This is a genomic window from Nostoc punctiforme PCC 73102 (genome assembly GCF_000020025.1).
Classification (GTDB): domain Bacteria; phylum Cyanobacteriota; class Cyanobacteriia; order Cyanobacteriales; family Nostocaceae; genus Nostoc; species Nostoc punctiforme.
Map to the genome: position 1 here is coordinate 3305087 of NC_010628.1, position 19768 is coordinate 3324854.

Below are 19768 nucleotides of genomic sequence, written 5' to 3' on the forward strand. Positions count from 1 at the left end.
TCTGCTCAATTTTCATTCGGCGACGGTAAAAGGCTTTGACTCTTTTACCGTCGTTTCTTTCACGGTGACAGCTACTATATAAACAGCATTGCGCTCTTGCTGAATTGGTTGAATTGCTCCATCATAGTCAGTGGCTCGACTCATCAAGCTATATTGTCCTGGCGTTGGTGGAGTCCATTGAAACGTGAATCGTTGCCAGGCATATTGCAACCGTGCTTCAACTTCGACAGCTTGCCAGGTGATGCCACCATCTGTACTAACATCCACCGACTGGATACCCTTGGATGCCCAGGCCCAGCCCGAAAATGTTTGAGGTTGAAGGTATAATAGTTCATTTTGGGAAGGATGAACAATTACAGACTCCGGTGCAACTTCCCAAACGGGTTTTAAAGTCGCATCATCCCCTCCAACTCGATCGTTATAGAAAGTTGTTGTAAAGGGCCCTGGCGATCGCCGATCTGTGACATAAATATGTGAGAGCCACTTTACAAAGTTAGTGCCATAGTAGCCTGGAACCACCAACCGCAAAGGAAAACCCCGCTCTGCTGACAGAAACTCACCGTTCAGCTTGTACGCTAGCAGCACATCATTATCCAATGCTTTTGCGATCGGAATATCTTTAATATATGAATCGCTAGAAACTCCCTCATAAGCACCGCGATCGGTTCCGGCAAACCAGACATAACGAGCTTCAGGTTTAACTTGCAATTGATTAAGAATTTCTCTAAGGGAAACTCCACCCCATGTAACATTACTAATGGTTCTTGTCGGGACTTTCGGTTCAAGCGGATTGCCTGAACATTGGTGGAAAATAGTTAATTCACGATACTCCAGACTCAGCAAATTCTGATATGACAACTCAAGACTTTGCTCTACTAATCCCGAAATTTTCAACCTCCATTGCTCTATGTCAATGTCTGGAATTCCCAGATGACAAAGAACGAACAGATGGTTTTCAGGAGTAATAAAAGACTTGAGATCGTGAACACCCAGTGGAAACTTTGCAATCATTCCCACATAGTTCATGCTCTGATCTTCTAAAGATTGATCGAACTCATTCATTTAAGCAACCTGCCATTAACGATTTTTCAAACATTTTTTTATAATAGTAGTTGTACAAAAATACACGCAGTAGACACAAAGCGCCTACTCTACAAGAATGCCAAAGGCGAACCCCCAGGGTATCGCCCTTAGATGAACAGTATTGAACTATACCGGGTTAAGCTAAATCAACCGATTTTTTTGATTTTTTACCTTCAGAAAATTACATCATGAATTGTGATACTTCGAGTTAATTGGGGAAAACTGAACTCAGGTTATCCAGTCGCAAGCTTTATGGTAGAAAATCGAGTTGATGTTCCCGGTTATGGGATTGGTGAAAGAATTTATACCAGCACTCGTACCCTGGTTTACCGAGGTTGGCGAGAAGCCGATCAAACCCCTGTTGTGATCAAACTTCTGAAAAATTCTTATCCCAGTGTGATTGAGTTGGCTCAATTCAGGAATCAGTACTCAATTACGAAAATCTTAAATGTTCCTGGGGTTGTTCGGATTTATAGTCTGGAAAATTGTCAAAATCGACCCGCCTTGATTTTAGAAGATTTTGGCGGAATTTCTTTGAAGGAGTACACTGCTTTTAGAAGGAAAGGACTCGGTGAGATTGGAAATCAGGAAAATTCTTCATCTCTGCATCCTGATTTTTTGACTGAGTTTTTACAGATTGCGATCGCACTTGCCGATATTCTGGCCGATCTCTACCATCACGAAATCATCCACAAGGATATTAAACCCGCCAATATCCTGATAAACCCTACCACAAAGCAGGTCAAACTCATTGACTTTAGCATTGCTTCACTGCTACCAAGAGTTAACCAACTTTCAACCAGCCCGACTGTTTTAGAAGGAACTCTCGCCTATCTCTCTCCCGAACAAACCGGGCGAATGAATCGGGGGATTGATTATCGCACTGACTTCTATTCTCTCGGAGTCACTTTCTATGAACTCTTAACTGGGCAATTGCCATTTCAATCGGATGATTTGATGGAATTGGTGCATTGTCACATAGCAAAACAACCACCACTTTTAAATGATAGAGGAGAGATTCCCCAAATTCTCTGTGATATCGTCATGAAATTGATGGCGAAGAATGCTGAAGATCGCTATCAGAGTGCATTAGGACTAAAACACGATCTGCAAATTTGTTTGGATCAATTGCAGTCAAGTGGAAATATTACCCCATTTCGGCTAGGGCGCAGGGACGTTTGCGATCGCTTTGCGATTCCCGAAAAACTCTATGGACGGGAAACAGAAGTGGCCATGCTGCTAGCAACTTTTGAACGGTTGCGCCAGGGAACTTCTGAAATGATCCTGGTAGCAGGTTCCTCTGGTATTGGCAAAACTGCAATTGTCAACGAAGTTCACAAACCAATCACCCGTCAGCGTGGATACTTTATCAAGGGCAAATTCGATCAATTTAATCGGAATATTCCCTTTTTTGCTTTGGTGCAAGCGTTTCGAGACTTAATGGCACAACTGCTGACAGAGAGTGATGCTCAAATTGACCAGTGGAAGACTCAAATTTTATCTACCTTGGGTGAAAGTGGTCAAGTAATTATTGAGGTGATTCCAGAACTCGAACGAATCATTGGGAAACAGCCCTCACTCCCGGAATTATCGGGTAGTGCTGTTCAAAGCCGCTTCAATTTGCTGTTTCAGAAATTCATTCAAGTATTTACAACCCAAGAGCATCCTCTAGTTATTTTCCTTGATGATTTACAGTGGGCAGACTCGGCTTCTTTAAAACTGATGCATCTGTTGATGAGTGAAGCCAGCAACTCTTATTTATTAGTCATTGGAGCTTATCGGGATAATGAGGTTTTCTCTGCACATCCCCTGATGTTGACCATTGAGGAAATGCGTCAAGAGGCGATTACAGTTAGTAATATTCTTCTTTCTGCCCTTACCGAAACCGACCTAAATCAACTGATTGCAGATACCCTCAAATATTCAACAGAACAAGCAACTGCGATCGCCAATCTGGTGTATCAAAGGACTAAAGGTAATCCATTTTTCACGAACCAGTTTCTTAAGTCGCTGCATGAAGATGGGCTAATCGCCTTTGCCAGCAGAACAGGAGATTGGCAGTGCAATCTGGTTAAAATCCGGGCGCTGTCTTTTACAGAAGATATTGTCGAGTTTGTGGCGCTGCAACTCCACAAATTACCACCGCAGACTCAGGATGTTCTCAAATTGGCTGCTTGTATCGGCAATCAGTTTGATTTAGAAACTATATCAGTTGTCTATCAAAAATCTCCAGTCCAAACCGCAGCAGATTTGTGGCCAGCCCTCAAGGATGAATTGATCTTACCCAGTGGGGAAGGGTATACATTCTTTCAGGATGAGTCTGTTGTCATGGATGATTTGACAAATGACAACACACCAATAATTATTACCTACAAATTTTTCCACGATCGCATTCAACAAGCCGCTTATTCACTAATTCCGGACTATCAAAAACCAGCAACTCACCTAAAGATTGGTCAATTGCTGTTGAGCAATACCCCGGAAACTGAGCAAGAATTGCTGATTTTTGAAATTGTCAATCAATTGAATATTGGCATAGAACTGATCGCATCTCAAACCGATCGCGAACGACTGGCACAACTCAACCTGCTGGCAGGAAAAAAAGCCAAATCTTCCACAGCTTACCAGGTAGCAATTGAGTATTTAACTACCGGGATTCGTTTATTGAGATCCGACTGTTGGCAAAGTCAATATGAATTAACTCTGGCATTGCACGAATCAGCCGCCGATGCTGCTTATCTTAGTGGCGCGTATGAACAGATGGAAAAATTGACTCAAACAGTCATCCAGCAAGCCAAAACTCCACTGGATCAAGTCGGCATTTACGAAACCAAAATCCAGGCATATACAGCTAAAAATGATGTGCTGGGGGCGATCGCGATCGCGCGTCAGGGAATGAGTAAATTCGGCGTGGTTTTCCCAGAAACACCCACCCCACAAGACATTCAGCAAGCCCTGCAAGAAACTGCTAATCTGATTAACGGTCGTGATATTGCAGAATTGGTTGACTTACCTGTGATGGTAGCCGCAGAGAAGCTAGCTGTCACCCGAATTGTGGCAAACGTTGCTCCAGCCGTTTACATTGCCGATCCTAATCTGTTTCCACTACTGGTTTTGTCTCAAGTCCAAGCATCCATTGAGTATGGCAATGCTCCATTTTCTGCCTTTTGTTATGGCTGTTATGGCATTCTGTTGAGCGGAATTCTTCAGGATATTGAAACAGCCGATCGAGTTGGCAATCTTGCCTTGGCACTAACTGACAAATTTAATATTAGCGACATCAAACCCACAGTATTTTATGTCGTAGGTGCTTTCATCACCTATTTGAAGTCTCCACTGCAAAAATCTTTGCAGTTAATGCTGGATGGTTACAAAATTGCTCTAGAAACTGGAAATGTATACTACGTAGGTTTCAATACCAAAGATATCTGCCAATATTCCTATTTTCTAGGTCGAGAGTTGAACTCGTTAGAGGAAGACATCCAGGCTTACTGTCATGTTTTGGAAAATTTTAAGCAAGGTACGACTCTAAACTATTGCCGTATCTTTTGGCAAACAGTTTTGAATTTGCTTGGTAAAGCTGAGAATCCCTGTATTATCACAGGCGAGGCGCTCAACGAAGCCGAATTTGTGAATCAACTGGTTCAAGCCAATGAGTTGACAGGGCTTCACTATTTCTTTCTCCACAAATTGATTCTCTGTTATCTGTTTGAAAACCTTTCTCAAGCAGTGGAAACAGCCGCTCAAGCCAGAGAATATCTAGTTGCGGGAACGGGCTATGCCACTGTACCGATGTTTTATTTTTATGATTCTCTGACGGCTTTAGCAGAGTATCGCACAGCTACGGCCTATCGCCGAGAAACATTACTGGAACGGGTGACAGAAAACCAGGAAAAGATGCAGACATGGGCGTACCACGCACCCATGAATTATTTGCACAAATTTGAACTAGTGAAAGCCGAAGAGTGCCGAGTGTTGGGACAGATGGCCCAGGCAGTGGATCATTACGATCGCGCGATCGCACAGGCAAAAGCCAATAAATATATTCAGGAAGAAGCCCTCGCCAATGAACTGGCTGCCCGATTTTATTTAGAATGGAACAAAGAAGCGATCGCGCAAATTTATCTCGAAAATGCCTATTACACTTACCTTAGCTGGGGAGCGATCGCTAAAGTTAACCAGTTGGAACGCCAATATTCTCAATTATTGCTTAAGGTGTTTCAGCAGGATGAAACTACTTCTTCAACCCTTACTACTACAATCGGATTCAACCAAAGTAGTTCCACTGGGACTGAAGCATTAGATTTAGCAACGGTGATGAAAGCCTCTCATGCACTGGCTGGAGAAATTGAGTTAGAAAAGCTGTTGACAACCCTGATGCAGGTTGTAATCGAAAATGCCGGGGCTGATAAATCAGTCCTTCTGCTGCTTCAAGAGGATAATTGGGTTGTTGTGGCTCAAAAAACTAGCCAAGCGATCTTTGAAGAAGAGCAATTTCTGCCACACCCTACGCCTACCGATGAAAACTTGGGGATAATAAACCTGCACTCCCTTCCTCTTTCAGCCAGTCAGGATGTTCCCAAAGCGGTTGTGAATTATGTCTCGCGTACCACCGAAACCCTAGTGTTAGATGATGCTCGCAAGGAAACTACCTTCGCCAACGATCCCTACATCATTCTATGGCAACCCAAAAGCTTGCTATGTACGCCTATTCACAATCGTGGCCAACTAATTGGCATCCTATACCTAGAAAACAGTTTGACAACTGGAGCCTTTACCCAAAACCGTCTTGAGGTTTTGCGGTTGCTCACAGCACAAGCTGCCATCTCGCTGCAAAATGCCATGTTGTATAACAATCTAGCTGTAGCAAAAGCTCAATTAGAAGATTACAACCATACTTTAGAGCAAAAGGTGGAGCAGAGAACTCTGGAGTTGAATGATAAAAATCAGCATCTCTCGGAAACTTTAGAGGAACTGCAACACACTCAAAGCCAACTGATTCAAACTGAAAAAATGTCTTCATTGGGACAAATGGTAGCAGGTGTTGCCCATGAAATTAACAACCCGATTAACTTTATCTATGGCAACCTTACTTATACCAATGAGTATTGTCAAGATTTGCTGCATCTGGTTGAGCGGTATCAGCACTACTATCCTCAACCGTTTGTTGAGATTCAAGAAGAACTAGAAGCAATAGATTTAAACTTCCTCAAATCAGACTTACAAAAATTGCTGCAATCAATGAAAGTGGGAGCAGATCGCATCCGTCAAATTGTCCTTTCTCTCCGCAATTTCTCGCGTTTAGATGAGGCTGAAATGAAAAGTGTCAATCTTCATGAAGGCATTGACAGCACCCTGTTAATTTTACACCACCGTCTAGAAGAGAAAGCACACCGCCCCGGAATCGATGTGATTAAGGAATATGCACAGTTGCCAGAAGTTAGTTGCTACGCCAGTCAGATCAATCAAGTATTCATGAATATTCTGAACAATGCTATTGATGCCTTGGATTCATCATTCACAACTGAAGAAAGACAAACAAAAATTCCCACTATCCAAATTCGTACCAAAATGACTGATGCTGATACAGTAACTATTCAAATTGCAGATAATGGGCCTGGGATGTGTGACGAGGTGAAACAGCGCCTATTTGACCCATTTTTCACAACAAAACCTATAGGCACAGGAACAGGTTTAGGATTATCAATTAGCCACTCGATTGTAGAAAAACATGGGGGAAGACTAAGTGTAATATCCGAATCGGGAAAAGGAGCGGAGTTTTCTCTTTCTATACCTTTACATAATACAGTAGAGCAGGGAGCAGGGGGCAAGGGGAATGGAAAAAGAGCCAATTAAAAGTCATGAAGATTTGGAAGTATACAAAATGGCCTTTGATGTTGCCATGAAAATTTTTGAACTGTCAAAAAAGTTTCCTGTGGAGGAGAAGTATTCATTGACTGATCAAATTCGTCGATCATCTCGTTCTGTTTGTGCAAATCTTGCAGTTCGCGAAGCGTTCCCGAAGGGTAGCATGGAGAAAGCGTCGTTATGAAGCGGCTTTTGTGGCTAAATTGAACGATTGTGAATCGGAAGCGGCAGAAACCCAAACTTGGCTTAAATTCGCAGTTCAATGCAATTATCTAAACGTTGAAACAGGCAGAGAACTTTATGAAACTTACAACTGAGTTCTGGGCATTATAGTAACCATAATCAAAAATCCATCCCCCTGGCTCATCAAACGCTAAATTATTAATCATCCCCCTGTCCCTCTGCCCCTTGCCCCCCTGCCCCCTGCTCCCCTGCTCCCCTGCCCCCTTCAATCCACACTATCCGCAGGTAGAAACTCTTTGAGTGCTTCTGCCTGAACAGCCTTCAATACTGGAAGAGACAAAGGTAGTGAACTTGCGATCGCAAATAACTGTTCTATTTGACTCAGACCTGTCAAGCTACCACATAATAATACTTGGTCGCCAACTCGCAAATCCATGCCGCCATCAGGATAGCGAATAAATTTACCATCGCGCCGGATCGCTTGTACCTGTACTCCAAATTGCTTGTTGATATCTAAATCTGCAAGGGTTTTACCTAGCGTTGGCGTATCTGCGTTAACTGTAACCCACTGGCAAGCACTATTTTCTCCGGGAACAGCAGCTTGTCCCTTGGCGAATTCTGCCAAAGCTGCCAGTTCTTCATCTGCTCCCACTACCAGCAAGCGATCGCCATCTTCCAATTTGGTTTGATTATTGGGATAATCGATTTCATCGCCGTTAGCGCGACGAATTGCCATCAAACTCGCTCCTGTTAAGTAGCGCATATCTGCTTCTTCTATGCTCATACCAATTAAGGGCGAATCTGCTGGGAGAGGATACCAGCGCTGATTTAAATCGCGGGTGGCTTGACGCAAATCACGAGCAACTTCAGTTGCAGAACGTTCTGGGCGCAAATCTAAATAATGATCGTTGCGGATTTGCTGCATTTCTCGTTGGACGACTGCCGACGACAACAAGCCTAAGCCAGTTAATAAATAGGTTGCCATTTCTAAGCTGGCTTCAAACTCTGGCTGTACCACTTCTCTAGCTCCCAATTGATACAGCACCTCAATATTTTTATCCTGGGTAGCACGGACAACTAAATCTAATTCTGGGCGCAATTCCAAGGCGCGTTTCAAGCAAAGACGAGTACTCATCGGGTCAGGGAGTGCGATCGCCATTCCTTTGGCATGATTCACTCCGGCGGTTTCCAAAACGTGTAAACTCACGCAATTGCCATAGACATAAGAGACCCCAGCCTCACGCAACTGCTGAATTCTGCTTTCTGATTGATCGATTACCACCACAGGCAGGTTGTGTTGCAGCAACAACTTCACCAAATTTTTGCCGACTCGCCCATAACCGCAGACTACCACATGGTCTTTGAATGGTAAATCTTCTGATACATCCAGTGCCTCTTGTTCTTCTAAGTACGGTTTCAACCAAGGCATTGATTCGGCAAAGTTAAACAAAAATGGTACTAACCGCAAGACAAAGGGAGTCAGCATGAGAGTAACTGCGGTGGTTCCCAAAATTAATAAGTATATCTGTCGAGATACCAGCCCCAAAGACTGCCCTTCACTGGCGAGAACAAAGGAAAATTCCCCAATTTGTGCCAATCCCAAACCGGCGATTATGGCTGTTTTTAAAGGGTAGCGGAACAGCTTCACTAGGGGCGTGATAATCAAGAATTTACCGATGAAAACTAGTGCTACCAGCCCCAAAATTAATTCCAGATTGTTCCACAAAAACACTGGATCAATTAACATCCCAATGGCGGCAAAAAATAAACTGGCAAAGATATCTCGCAGTGGTTCGACATAAGTTAGGGTTTGATCGGCGTACTCCACCTCAGAAATCATCAAACCCGCGACAAATGCCCCCATTTCAATCGACAGCCCCAAATGCTCTGTCAACAGGGCAATGCCCAAACATAAAGCTACAACCCCTAATAAAAATAGTTCTCGGCTTTCAGTACGGGCTAACAGTCGCAACAAAGGCGGTATCAGCCACATCCCCGCAGCTACTGCACCAGCAGCAAATAAAGCAATCCACAGTAGGGCTGTTAGCACGGCGATGCCAATAGTTTCTGCTGGTTGGTTGAGGGCTGGTAAAACTGCTAGCATCAGTCCCAGTGCCAAGTCTTGGACTACCAAAATCCCCAACATCACTTGTCCGTGGGGCGTTTCTGTTTCATTGCGTTCCATCAAGCACTTGAGGACAACCGCAGTGGAAGACAAGGATAGAATACATCCCAAAAACATCCCCTTAGCAGGTAAGGTTCCCCAGGCCCCGCTTAACCCAGATACCACAACTGTTACCAAAATTGTCAAAGCAATCTGGAGTCCACCTCCACCAAGAGCGATCGCTTTTACCTTCTTGAGTTCCGCAAAGGAAAATTCTACACCCAAGGCGAATAACAAAAAGGCGACACCGAACTGTGCCAGAGTCTCTACTTGAATAACTTCTTTAATCAGTCCCAGTCCGGCTGGCCCAACGATCATCCCGCCAATGAGATACCCTAGCAACACGGGTTGTCGCAAAAGTGCCGCCAACAATCCACCACAGGCTGCAACGCCCAAAACTAAAACTAAATCAACAATTAGCCTAAAATCTTCTTGCACCAGTTTTAAAAGAACTATTTATTAAGACCTATTAATTCAGGATACAAAGTTTTACGATCTCAAACAGCTTGTTTGGTGAACAGACAACAAAATTTGCACTAGTTAAGCAGTAAATATCAAGCTTTTTGAAGTTAATTTGCAGTTTGTGACATATATCTCGTTACAATTACAATTAGTACTAATTTTCATAGACATTAGAGATGCTGAAACCTATAATTACAGGTCGTTACAGCTACTAATGTATAGAGATTCCAGTTTTCTGTGAGCTAAATAGTGGCTGCTGACAATTACCAAGCAACAAAACTTGACAGGCTGTTTTAGCTATCATTTCAGCAGTCGGGTTATCCCTTGATGGTGTTCCCTTTACTTGCTTTTGTAGGCTACACAGCATCAGCCCAGCGGCTGACTCGAATGCAACTCCATACTTGGATGCAATATGGTACTCTAATTCATTAAGAGTCTATGATTCTTTTGTTAAGAGCCATTCGGTTATCTTTACACGTTGCTGTTGGTATAAAATTCCAATACTTCCTTTATGTGCTAGCTTTAGACCCTCAACTCCATGAAGGAAAAATGCCTTTTTATACTTACTGATAAAAGCAGACGAGACCCCCAGTATAGGCATAATCGCCTCATGCTTGTACCCTGAGAGTAACATCTTGACTGCGTTGGCGAAGCCTTGCCGAAGGCATCGCTCGTTTGACCTCACGTCCCAACACTGTTGGCAATCGCTATACAAGTCATTAGAGACATTTTTACCCTAGTTGGGGTTAAAAGTAGCCAAAACGCATTTTGCCGCTATGCGTCGTCTGAAAATCCTACTCACATTATGTTTCAGCAAAAATTTGACTTTAAGCTAAAAATTAGGATTTGGCAAAGCAAGGGCATGGGGTATTGGGAGTTTTGAGGTTGTTCACGAGTATCAAAGACTCATTAACGAAGTTAAAAGGTGGGTGAACCGAGTTTTCTAACACCTGCTAAATATCCATTAAATTTTAGGTGAGCTAAGGGCACTCAGTAATAGGAGTGACCACGGCATTTTAATATCGGGTATGAGCCATGAATAGTTTCTCAGTATAGGTAATGCAGTCGGTAGCACAAAACGTAAAGAGCGTAGTGATGCGGGCCGATCGCCATTTTCATCGACAATCCCATATTTATCAGCTAGTTCGGCAACAATCTGCACACGTCCTGTACGGAGCATTAAATTTGGTTCACAAGCAAGTGCAGCAATTACCCGTCCAGTTAATAAGGGAGTTTCCCAGTTGTAGCGATCGCTAATTAATGAGTTTTTTGGCTCAGTAGCATTGGTTTGATTCATCTCAGAAGCAAAACGGGAAAAAAGCTCAGTACCAACAATACCTGGCCAAATTGAAACAGAAGCGACATTATGAGGTTTTAACTCAACAGCCATATCAGCCGCTAGGCGATCGCAAGCTGCTTTCCCAACACCATAAGCTGTATTAAAGATGTGAAACATACTGCCCCACGAGGAAATGGTGCAAATTAGTCCAGATTTACGCTTGGTCATCATTCGCGCAGCAAAAACACTCGCTACATAGTGGCTACGAAGACCAACGTTGTTACTTGCATCCCACAGATTTGGTTCACAATCCCAAAAGGGCTGCCCAAAAGCGTTTCTTATTGCCTCAACTCCTGAGTAAGCATTATTCACCAATAGGTCGAGTTGTCCATCCTGCTCATCTTGGATGCGCTCAAACAGTAAACGCACCTGCTCATCGTCGCTGTGGTCTACTTGGACGGGAATACACACACCACCTGCTTCCTCTATAGTTGATTGGGTTTCACTAAGACTCCCTGAAACTGCATCACTAGAGGAGTTGTTAAGGCTGCGTCCCGTGACGTATACAGTTGCCCCAGCCTCAGCCAAACCAATAGCAATTCCCCTACCAATTCCCCGCGTAGCACCTGTTACCAATGCCACTCTATCCTCAAGGTGTTTCACGATCGCTTTTCCCTGTGGTTAATTTATTTAAAGCCGGAGAACCCCAGCCTTAAAAAAGGCAAAAACCCCTCAAAGTCCCCCTTTGTTTAGGGGGATTTAGGAGGATCTACAACTACGAATAATATCTACCACTCAATCTAAGTAAGTTGGCGCGAAAAAATCAAGTATGTTACGAAACGCAAATAGGCTTAAAACCCTTAATAATGACAAATGACGAAGGACAAATGACAGCCCTAGCCAGTTATCTTTAATTGCGCCGACCTACTAACCAATTAATTTCTGCCAGCTAGCAGGCCCAACAATCCCATCGGCATCTAAACCATTTTGCTTTTGAAAGTTCTTGACTACAACCTCTGTTTGTGGGCCGTAAACACCATCATTCTCAACACCTAAACGGTATTGTAAATATCTAACAACTGCACCACCAGCATGGTTTGGTCTGATAATTCGTTTTGCCAAAATTAGATTTATGGCATTCCATGTAGTTGAGTCAGCAATTCCAGTTGTCTGAACTCCGATAATAGCCTGAAATTTTTCTACAGCAGATTTGGTGTTAGCCCCAGTGAAGCCATCTTCTACTAATGCATTACCATTTTTATCAGTTATTTTGAGTCGATTTAAGGATTTTTGCAGTCTGAGAATCGTAGCATCTACATTCTCTTCTTCATCTGGTACGGGGTTAACAGGAGTACTTGGTACTTTACCAGTTAAGCCTTTGACGATCGCATTGGCCATTGCTTCAGGGTTAAAAAGATTCACATCTTTTTGCGAATCGATGAAGCAGCATTCAACAAGAATTGCAGGCATATCTGTATTCTTTAGAACATACAAGTGAGAACCACTCTTAACGCCACGATTAAAAAATCCCAACTTGACGATTTCATCTAATACAGGTTTAGCGATTTTTCTGCCTGTATCGCTAGTTGCAAATACTTCTGTCCCATTAGCCTGTCCATTAAAACAGTTAAAGTGAATTGAGACATAAATATCTACTTTACTGCCATTGGCTGTAGAACATCTTTTTGAGAGAGATTCAGTTACTGTACGCGCACTACTCGGTCTACATACTACGACTTCATTGCCTAAAGCTCTTAACTTGGCGATGACTCTATTACCGACATCGAGAGTTAAATTATCCTCAAATTTAATCCCACTTGCTCCTGTATCTGGTGGACAATTGTGCCCGCTATCAATTCCAAATTTCATAATTTCATCCTCAAATTACTTACTTTTTCCACTAGTTCAAAACTCTTCTAATTATATAGACAAAGTTTTGTTCATAAATTTGTTGAAGTACTTGTTCGCAATGTCCGCATTGTTTTAAGCATTACTACGCTAGCAGACAAAATAATTTTTTTTGCGAACCCGAACAGCAAATTTATATGCTAAAATACCTTGATTAAAAGGTATATTTTCACCAAAAACACAACCATTATAATTTATCAAAATCGGGAATAACAAGTTAATTTTTGCAATAATTTTCAATGCAGCAATTGCCTTCATTATTCAGATAATAACGCTTTAGAAAAGTAGAAAGCTATAAAAAACATACCTAGTACCGCAAGGCGGAAGTCAAAAGTCAAAAGTCAAAAGTCAAAAGTATTATAAAATAAGCTCTTTAGGGATTTTAAATGGTTGCTCTATTTACGCCGTGGCGTACTAGTTAGATACCTAAATCTCTAAACCGACGCACCTCCTGATATGAACGTGGACTTATAGAGTCGTAAACCATTTACAGACTCTACCCTTGGCTTGCTGTTAACCCTGAGCAGCTTAACACATAATACTTTACAGTATTAAAGAATACGTGATATTTTCTACACACCTGCGGGAGATTAGATATTATCGAGTTGCATACATTCACAAACCTGTCAGCACAAGAAACTCGTTCGCTGTGTAGAGGCAATACAGGAATCAAAATATCCCAAAGGCGTTGGTGATGGTGAAGTTCTAGCTACCTCAAGAAATTATTGACCGGAATCTGTGGGTAGATATATGACAATCAACCTGAAAGCACGTTTAAGATTTAAGTAAAGAAATATTTCGTAGCTTACAGGCATGAAACGCATCGTCTTGGTTGCTGGGTTTGAATCATTCAACGCTGACTTGTACAGGAAAGCAGCTTTTTTGGCTAACTCTCGCTGTCCTGAGTTGGATATTCGGGTATTTAGCGATCGCAATATTACCAGTCAACGCGCCGAAGTAGAAGCAGCACTTGATGGGGCTGATGCATTTTTCGGTAGCCTACTATTTGATTATGACCAGGTTGTGTGGCTGCGCGATCGCATTGCCCAAATTCCCATTCGGCTAGTGTTTGAGTCAGCCTTGGAATTGATGAGTTTAACCAAGTTGGGCGACTTTGCCATTGGCGACAAACCAAAAGGAATGCCCAAACCAGTTAAATTCATCCTCGACAAATTTAGCAAAGGTCGAGAAGAAGACAAACTTGCTGGTTACATCAGCTTCTTAAAGATTGGCCCCAAACTACTGAAATATGTCCCAGTGCAAAAAGTCCAAGACTTACGCAACTGGTTAATTATCTATGGTTACTGGAATGCTGGCGGGCCAGAAAACGTAGCCTCATTATTCTGGACACTAGCAGAAAAATATTTAAATTTAAAAGTCGGCGACATTCCCCCGTTAATCGAAACCCCCAACATCGGATTACTCCACCCCGATTATCAAGGATTTTTTGAATCCCCCCGCGAGTATTTGGAATGGTATAAAACCCATTGTAGAGACGCGATTCATCGCGTCTCTACAAAACCGATTATCGGTATTCTCCTCTACCGAAAACACGTCATCACAAAACTACCCTACATTCCCCAACTAATTCGTAGTTTTGAAAAAGCCGGGTTAACTCCTTTACCCATCTTCATCAACGGCGTAGAAGGACACGTGGCGGTACGAGATTTGATGACAACCGACTATGAAATTCAGCAACGACAACTAGGTAATATAGAGACTCCCTCACTATCAAGTGAAGCAGTTAAAGTAGATGCGATCGTTTCAACAATTGGCTTTCCTCTCGTGGGTGGCCCAGCTGGTTCAATGGAAGCAGGCCGCCAAATAGAAGTAGCAAAGCGCATCCTCACTGCCAAGAATGTACCTTATATTGTTGCTGCACCACTATTAATTCAAGATATTCACTCGTGGACACGCCAGGGTGTGGGCGGATTGCAAAGTGTGGTGTTGTATGCCTTACCAGAATTGGATGGCGCTATTGATACCATTCCTCTCGGTGGGTTAGTGGGCGAAAATATTTATCTGGTTCCTGAACGGGTGCAGCGATTAATTGATAGGGTGAAAAGCTGGGTGTCTTTGCGGCAAAAACCTGCTTCAGAACGCAAAATTGCCATTATATTATATGGATTTCCTCCAGGTTATGGTGCTGTAGGCACAGCTGCATTATTAAATGTGCCGCGTAGTTTGCTGAAGTTTCTCCACGCACTTAAAGAACAAGGTTACACCGTCGGAGATTTACCGGAAGATGGAGAAGAATTGATTTGCTGGGTGAAAGAGGCGGATGAATCTAATCCTCTTGTGGGGCAGTCGTCTCGCCTGCCCCTAGACAATGGCGGGCAGGATGCCCACCCCACTAGTACTGTTAACGCCCGTACCTTAGAAAAATGGTTGGGATATCTGCAAACTTCCCGCATCGAAAAACAATGGAAATCTCTCACGGGAACTGGTATTAAAACTTATGGCGATGAGTTTCAAATTGGCGGTGTGCAATTAGGAAATGTGTGGATAGGTGTACAACCACCTTTGGGGATACAAGGCGACCCGATGCGCTTAATGTTTGAACGGGATTTAACGCCTCATCCACAATATGCTGCTTATTATAAATGGCTGCAAAATGAGTTTGAAGCTGATGCTATAGTTCACTTTGGGATGCACGGAACGGTGGAATGGTTGCCTGGTTCTCCGTTGGGCAATACGGGTTATTCTTGGTCGGATATTTTGTTAGGAAACTTGCCTAATCTATATATATATGCGGCGAATAATCCTTCTGAATCGATGTTGGCGAAACGTCGCGGTTATGGTGTGTTGATTTCTCATAATGTGCCTCCTTATGGGCGGGCAGGTTTGTATAAGGAATTGGTGGCGTTGCGGGATTTGATTTCGGAGTATCGGGAAGATCCGCAGAAGAATTATGTTTTGAAGGAAGGGATTTGTAAAAAGATTGTGGACTCTGGGTTGGATGCAGATTGTCCGTTTGAAAATGCGAAGAAGTTGGGGATTGCGTTTACTCCAGAGAATGTGCGGATGTTTAGCGGTCATGCTTTTGATGCTTATTTGGTGGAGTTATATGAATATTTGCAGGTTTTAGAGAATCGGTTGTTTTCTTCGGGGTTGCATACTTTGGGGGAAAAGCCGAGTGAGGAGGAGTTGGGGTCTTATTTGGAGGCTTATTTTGGGGATGAGGAAGAAGGAAACGAACCGCAGAGGCGCGGAGAACACAGAGAGAAGAGAGAAGAGGAGGAAAGATTATTAAGGGATTTGTTGATGCAATCTACGGATGAGTTAACGAATTTGTTGAGGGGGTTGAATGGGGAGTATATTCCGCCTGCGCCTGGTGGGGATTTGTTACGGGATGGGGCTGGTGTTTTGCCAACTGGGAGGAATATTCATGCTTTAGATCCTTATCGGATGCCTTCACCTGCTGCTTATGAACGGGGACGAGAAATTGCTCAAAAAATTATCGCCCAGCATTTGGATGAACATGGGAAATATCCAGAAACGGTGGCGGTAATGCTTTGGGGATTGGATGCGATTAAAACGAAGGGTGAATCTTTGGGGATTCTGTTGGAATTGCTGGGGGCTGAACCTGTTAAGGAAGGAACTGGTAGAGTTGTTCGTTATGAGTTGAAGCCGTTGGCTGAGGTTGGACATCCCCGCATTGATGTGTTGGGTAATTTGTCTGGGATTTTCCGGGATAGTTTTGTAAATATTATCGAATTATTAGATGATTTATTTCAACGGGCGGCTGATGCTGATGAACCGGAAGATCGGAATTTTATTAGAAGACACGCTTTAGCTTTAAAAGCCCAAGGTGTGGAAAATGCATCGGCGAGATTGTTTTCTAATCCGGCGGGTGATTTTGGTTCTTTGGTGAATGATAAGGTGGTTGATGGTAACTGGGAATCTGGTGAGGAGTTAGGCAATACTTGGCAAAGCCGCAATGTATTCAGCTACGGGAGAGAGGATAAAGGTCAAGCTAGACCGGAAGTGTTGAATACGTTGTTAAAAACTAGCGATCGCATTGTTCAAGAAATCGATTCGGTAGAATATGGTTTAACTGATATTCAAGAATATTACGCTAATACTGGCGGTTTGAAAAAAGCAGCAGAGAAACAAGGCGGTAAGAAGGTTACAACCAGCTTTGTGGAAAGTTTCTCGAAGGATACTACACCCCGCAATTTGGATGATTTGCTGCGAATGGAGTATCGCACTAAGTTGGTAAATCCCAAATGGGCGCAAGCGATGGCGAATCAAGGTTCTGGTGGTGCTTTTGAAATTTCCCAACGGATGACGGCGTTGATTGGTTGGGGTGGTACTGCCGATTTTGCCGATGATTGGGTTTATGACCAAGCGGCTGATACTTATGCATTAGATGCAGAGATGGCGGAAAAGTTACGCAAGGCAAATCCTGAAGCTTTTCGCAATATTTTAGGGAGAATGTTGGAGGCGCATGGGCGCGGTTTCTGGGAAGCTGATGGTGAGAAGTTAGATAAGTTGCGGCAATTATATGAGTTGACAGATGAGGAGTTGGAAGGCGTGACGGTTTAGAAGGTAGATGCGTTAAAAGTTCAAATAAAAATTATTGTAGAGACGGCGATTTATCGCGTCTTTGCTTAACCGAACCGTATTGAAAGCGATGTCTACGACGGGCTACGCCTACGCTATTACGCTTGAAGTTGTAAAAATTTAAACCTTTGCAGCTAAGATTGCTTCATGTATAAGAAAAGCTTAAGTTTTTCTTGTAAATGTATAAGCCGTTGCTGCAAATGCTTAATACTTTGCAACAAATGCTTCTCCATGTATAAGAAAGACTTAAGTTTTTCTTGCAAACATATAAGTCTCTGCTGCAATTGTTCAATGCTTTGCAGCTAAGATTAGTTCATGTATAAGAAAGGCTTAAATCATTGCAGCATTTGTTGTAACGAACTTATAAATCTATTTATTACCTGAAATAAAATATGGCCTAAGTGAAATTAACTAGGGCTTGCTGAAAAAAAAGAAAAGGTTGCAGTCTCTAGATTCTCAGACCAAAGAAGTATATTCAGGTGCAAGACAAGAAGGTAAAATAGCCCAAAATCCTTGCATCACAGTGGTTCGTCGCAGCATAGTGTATCATTATTAACTATGTACTGAAAAGAAGAATCAACTCCAATTCCAGCAGAAAGTTTTGAGCTTCCATTTGAGGGAAAGTTATCATCAGATAATCGTTGGGTAATTATGGCCGATTTAATACCCTGGACAGAATTTGAGTCGGAATATTCTGCCGGATTCTCCGCAGAGATAGGGGCACCAGCAAAGTCATTTCGGATGGCGTTAGGTGCATTAATAATTAAAGAGAAACTAAGTATAAGCGACAGGGAAACAGTAGAGCAAATCAAGGAGAATCCTTATTTACAGTACTTTATAGGGATGTCATCTTATAGTAACAAAACTCCATTTGACGCATCCATGTTAGTACATTTTCGAGAAAGAATCAGTGCAGAACTAGTCAATAATGTGAATCAAGAAATGGTTAAGAAGATGCTAGAGTTAGCATCTTCTATTGACACCGAAAAAAAACAGAAGACGCTCGCGAACTCGCTAACGCTGCGCTATCGACAGAAAAAGCAGCAGAACAAGGTAATACGCTAAGAAATCGAGGGAAATTAATATTAGATGCGACTTGTGTGCCTAGTGATATCAGCTATCCAACAGATTTAAACCTATTAAATCAAGCGAGAAAACAGACAGAAAGAATAATTGACTTGCTTTATGAACAGATAAAGGGAATATTAGAGAAAAAACCAAGGACTTACCGAGAAATAGCTAGGAAAGACTACTTAGAAGTAGCTAAAAAACGTCGTGTATCTCAAAAAGAGAGGAGAAAAGCGATTAAAAAACAACTCCAATATATTAAAAGAAACTTATCCTATATTGACCAGCTAATTGTAGCAGGAGCATCTCTAAAAAGTTTAACTAATAGACAATATAAGATGTTGCTGGTAGTCGCAGAAGTATATCGTCAACAACTATGGCTGTATGAAAATAAAAAGCAGAGCATTGATGACCGTATTGTAAGTTTAAGCCAACCACATATCCGTCCAATTGTCCGAGGAAAAGCGGGTAAAGCCGTGGAATTTGGCGCTAAACTATCTGCTAGTTACTTTGATGGATATGCATTTTTAGACCATATTAGATGGGATAACTTTAATGAATCAGGAGACTTAAAAACACAAATAGAATCCTTTAAAAACTACACTGGATATTATCCAGAATCTGTTCATGTTGATAAAATTTATCGCAAAGCGAGAAAACCGATCTTGGTGCAAAGAAAGAGGTATTAGAATCAGTGGAGTTCCTTTAGGAAGACCGCCAAAAAATGTGAGTAAAGAAAAAAAGAAGCAAGCTTTACAAGATGAGAGGATTCGTAATTGTATTGAAGGCAAATTTGGACAAGCTAAAAGAAGATTTAGCTTGAGTAGAGTAATGGCGAAACTTCCTCATACAACTCTAACTGTGATTGCTATTACTTTTTTAGTCATGAATCTTTCTACTCACCTGTCACGGTTTTTTTGTGCCTTTTTATGTCTATTTTGGAAAAATAGACATTTTTTAGCGATTGACATAACCAAGCATTATGATTTTGCTAGCTATAGGCAACAAAAACTTATCTTTGACCTTGCTTAAATAACTAGTCAACCCAAAAGAATTGCTTTTTTATGACTTTTTCAGCAAGCCCTAACTAAACTTTGAGAAATGCGATCGCAACTGATTTGCTATATTTCCCTATGACAATTAGAAGTATTTTGGTATAAAACACTACCAGTAATCTAGTGGCAGAG

Annotated in this window: 6 protein-coding genes and 2 pseudogenes; 4 read left to right on the top strand and 4 right to left on the bottom strand. The window is 42.3% G+C overall.

Annotation, left to right across the window (positions count from 1 at the left end; genetic code table 11):
• Window positions 1-12: 12 nt before the first annotated feature.
• Entirely contained in the window at window positions 13-1062 is a 1050-nt protein-coding gene (locus NPUN_RS13490; RefSeq protein WP_012409213.1) for a molybdopterin-dependent oxidoreductase, read from the bottom strand.
• A gap of 273 nt (window positions 1063-1335) precedes the next feature.
• Between NPUN_RS13490 and NPUN_RS13495 the strand changes: the two genes are divergently transcribed.
• Both NPUN_RS13495 and NPUN_RS13500 read left to right on the top strand, forming a co-directional pair.
• Window positions 1336-6939, top strand: a complete 5604-nt coding sequence (locus NPUN_RS13495; RefSeq protein ID WP_012409214.1) for a trifunctional serine/threonine-protein kinase/ATP-binding protein/sensor histidine kinase — start codon at window positions 1336-1338, stop codon at window positions 6937-6939.
• Window positions 6920-7268 (top strand): annotated as a pseudogene (locus NPUN_RS13500) (four helix bundle protein). The gene NPUN_RS13495 and the pseudogene NPUN_RS13500 overlap by 20 nt, the downstream one beginning before the upstream one ends.
• Window positions 7269-7399: 131 nt before the next feature.
• Here the strand turns inward: NPUN_RS13500 and NPUN_RS13505 are convergent.
• The 3 genes from NPUN_RS13505 to NPUN_RS13520 form a co-directional block, all read right to left on the bottom strand.
• Window positions 7400-9736: a cation:proton antiporter domain-containing protein gene (locus NPUN_RS13505; protein WP_012409215.1), complete on the bottom strand. Its 2337-nt coding sequence runs from the start codon at window positions 9734-9736 to the stop codon at window positions 7400-7402.
• 988 nt (window positions 9737-10724) lie between these two features.
• Window positions 10725-11702 carry an SDR family NAD(P)-dependent oxidoreductase gene (locus NPUN_RS13515; protein ID WP_012409216.1) on the bottom strand — a complete coding sequence of 326 codons (978 nt, stop codon included), beginning with the start codon at window positions 11700-11702 and terminating at the stop codon, window positions 10725-10727.
• A 264-nt stretch (window positions 11703-11966) separates the two neighbouring features.
• A complete protein-coding gene (locus tag NPUN_RS13520) occupies window positions 11967-12908 on the bottom strand; it encodes an N-acetylmuramoyl-L-alanine amidase (protein ID WP_012409217.1) in 942 nt (313 codons plus the stop codon).
• Window positions 12909-13760: 852 nt separating this feature from the next.
• Here NPUN_RS13520 and bchH point away from each other — a divergent pair.
• Window positions 13761-17495, top strand: a complete 3735-nt coding sequence (bchH, locus tag NPUN_RS13525; protein ID WP_012409218.1) for a magnesium chelatase subunit H — start codon at window positions 13761-13763, stop codon at window positions 17493-17495.
• A gap of 603 nt (window positions 17496-18098) precedes the next feature.
• A pseudogene (locus tag NPUN_RS38965) lies at window positions 18099-19613 on the top strand (IS5 family transposase).
• Window positions 19614-19768: the final 155 nt, after the last annotated feature.

What these genes read in the sequence shown, in the direction of transcription:
- NPUN_RS13490 (WP_012409213.1), bottom strand. Translation starts at nt 1,062, where the DNA reads ATGAATGAGTTCGATCAATCTTTAGAAGATCAGAGCATGAACTATGTG.
- NPUN_RS13495 (WP_012409214.1), top strand. Translation starts at nt 1,336, where the DNA reads ATGGTAGAAAATCGAGTTGATGTTCCCGGTTATGGGATTGGTGAAAGA.
- NPUN_RS13520 (WP_012409217.1), bottom strand. Translation starts at nt 12,908, where the DNA reads ATGAAATTTGGAATTGATAGCGGGCACAATTGTCCACCAGATACAGGA.
- bchH (WP_012409218.1), top strand. Translation starts at nt 13,761, where the DNA reads ATGAAACGCATCGTCTTGGTTGCTGGGTTTGAATCATTCAACGCTGAC.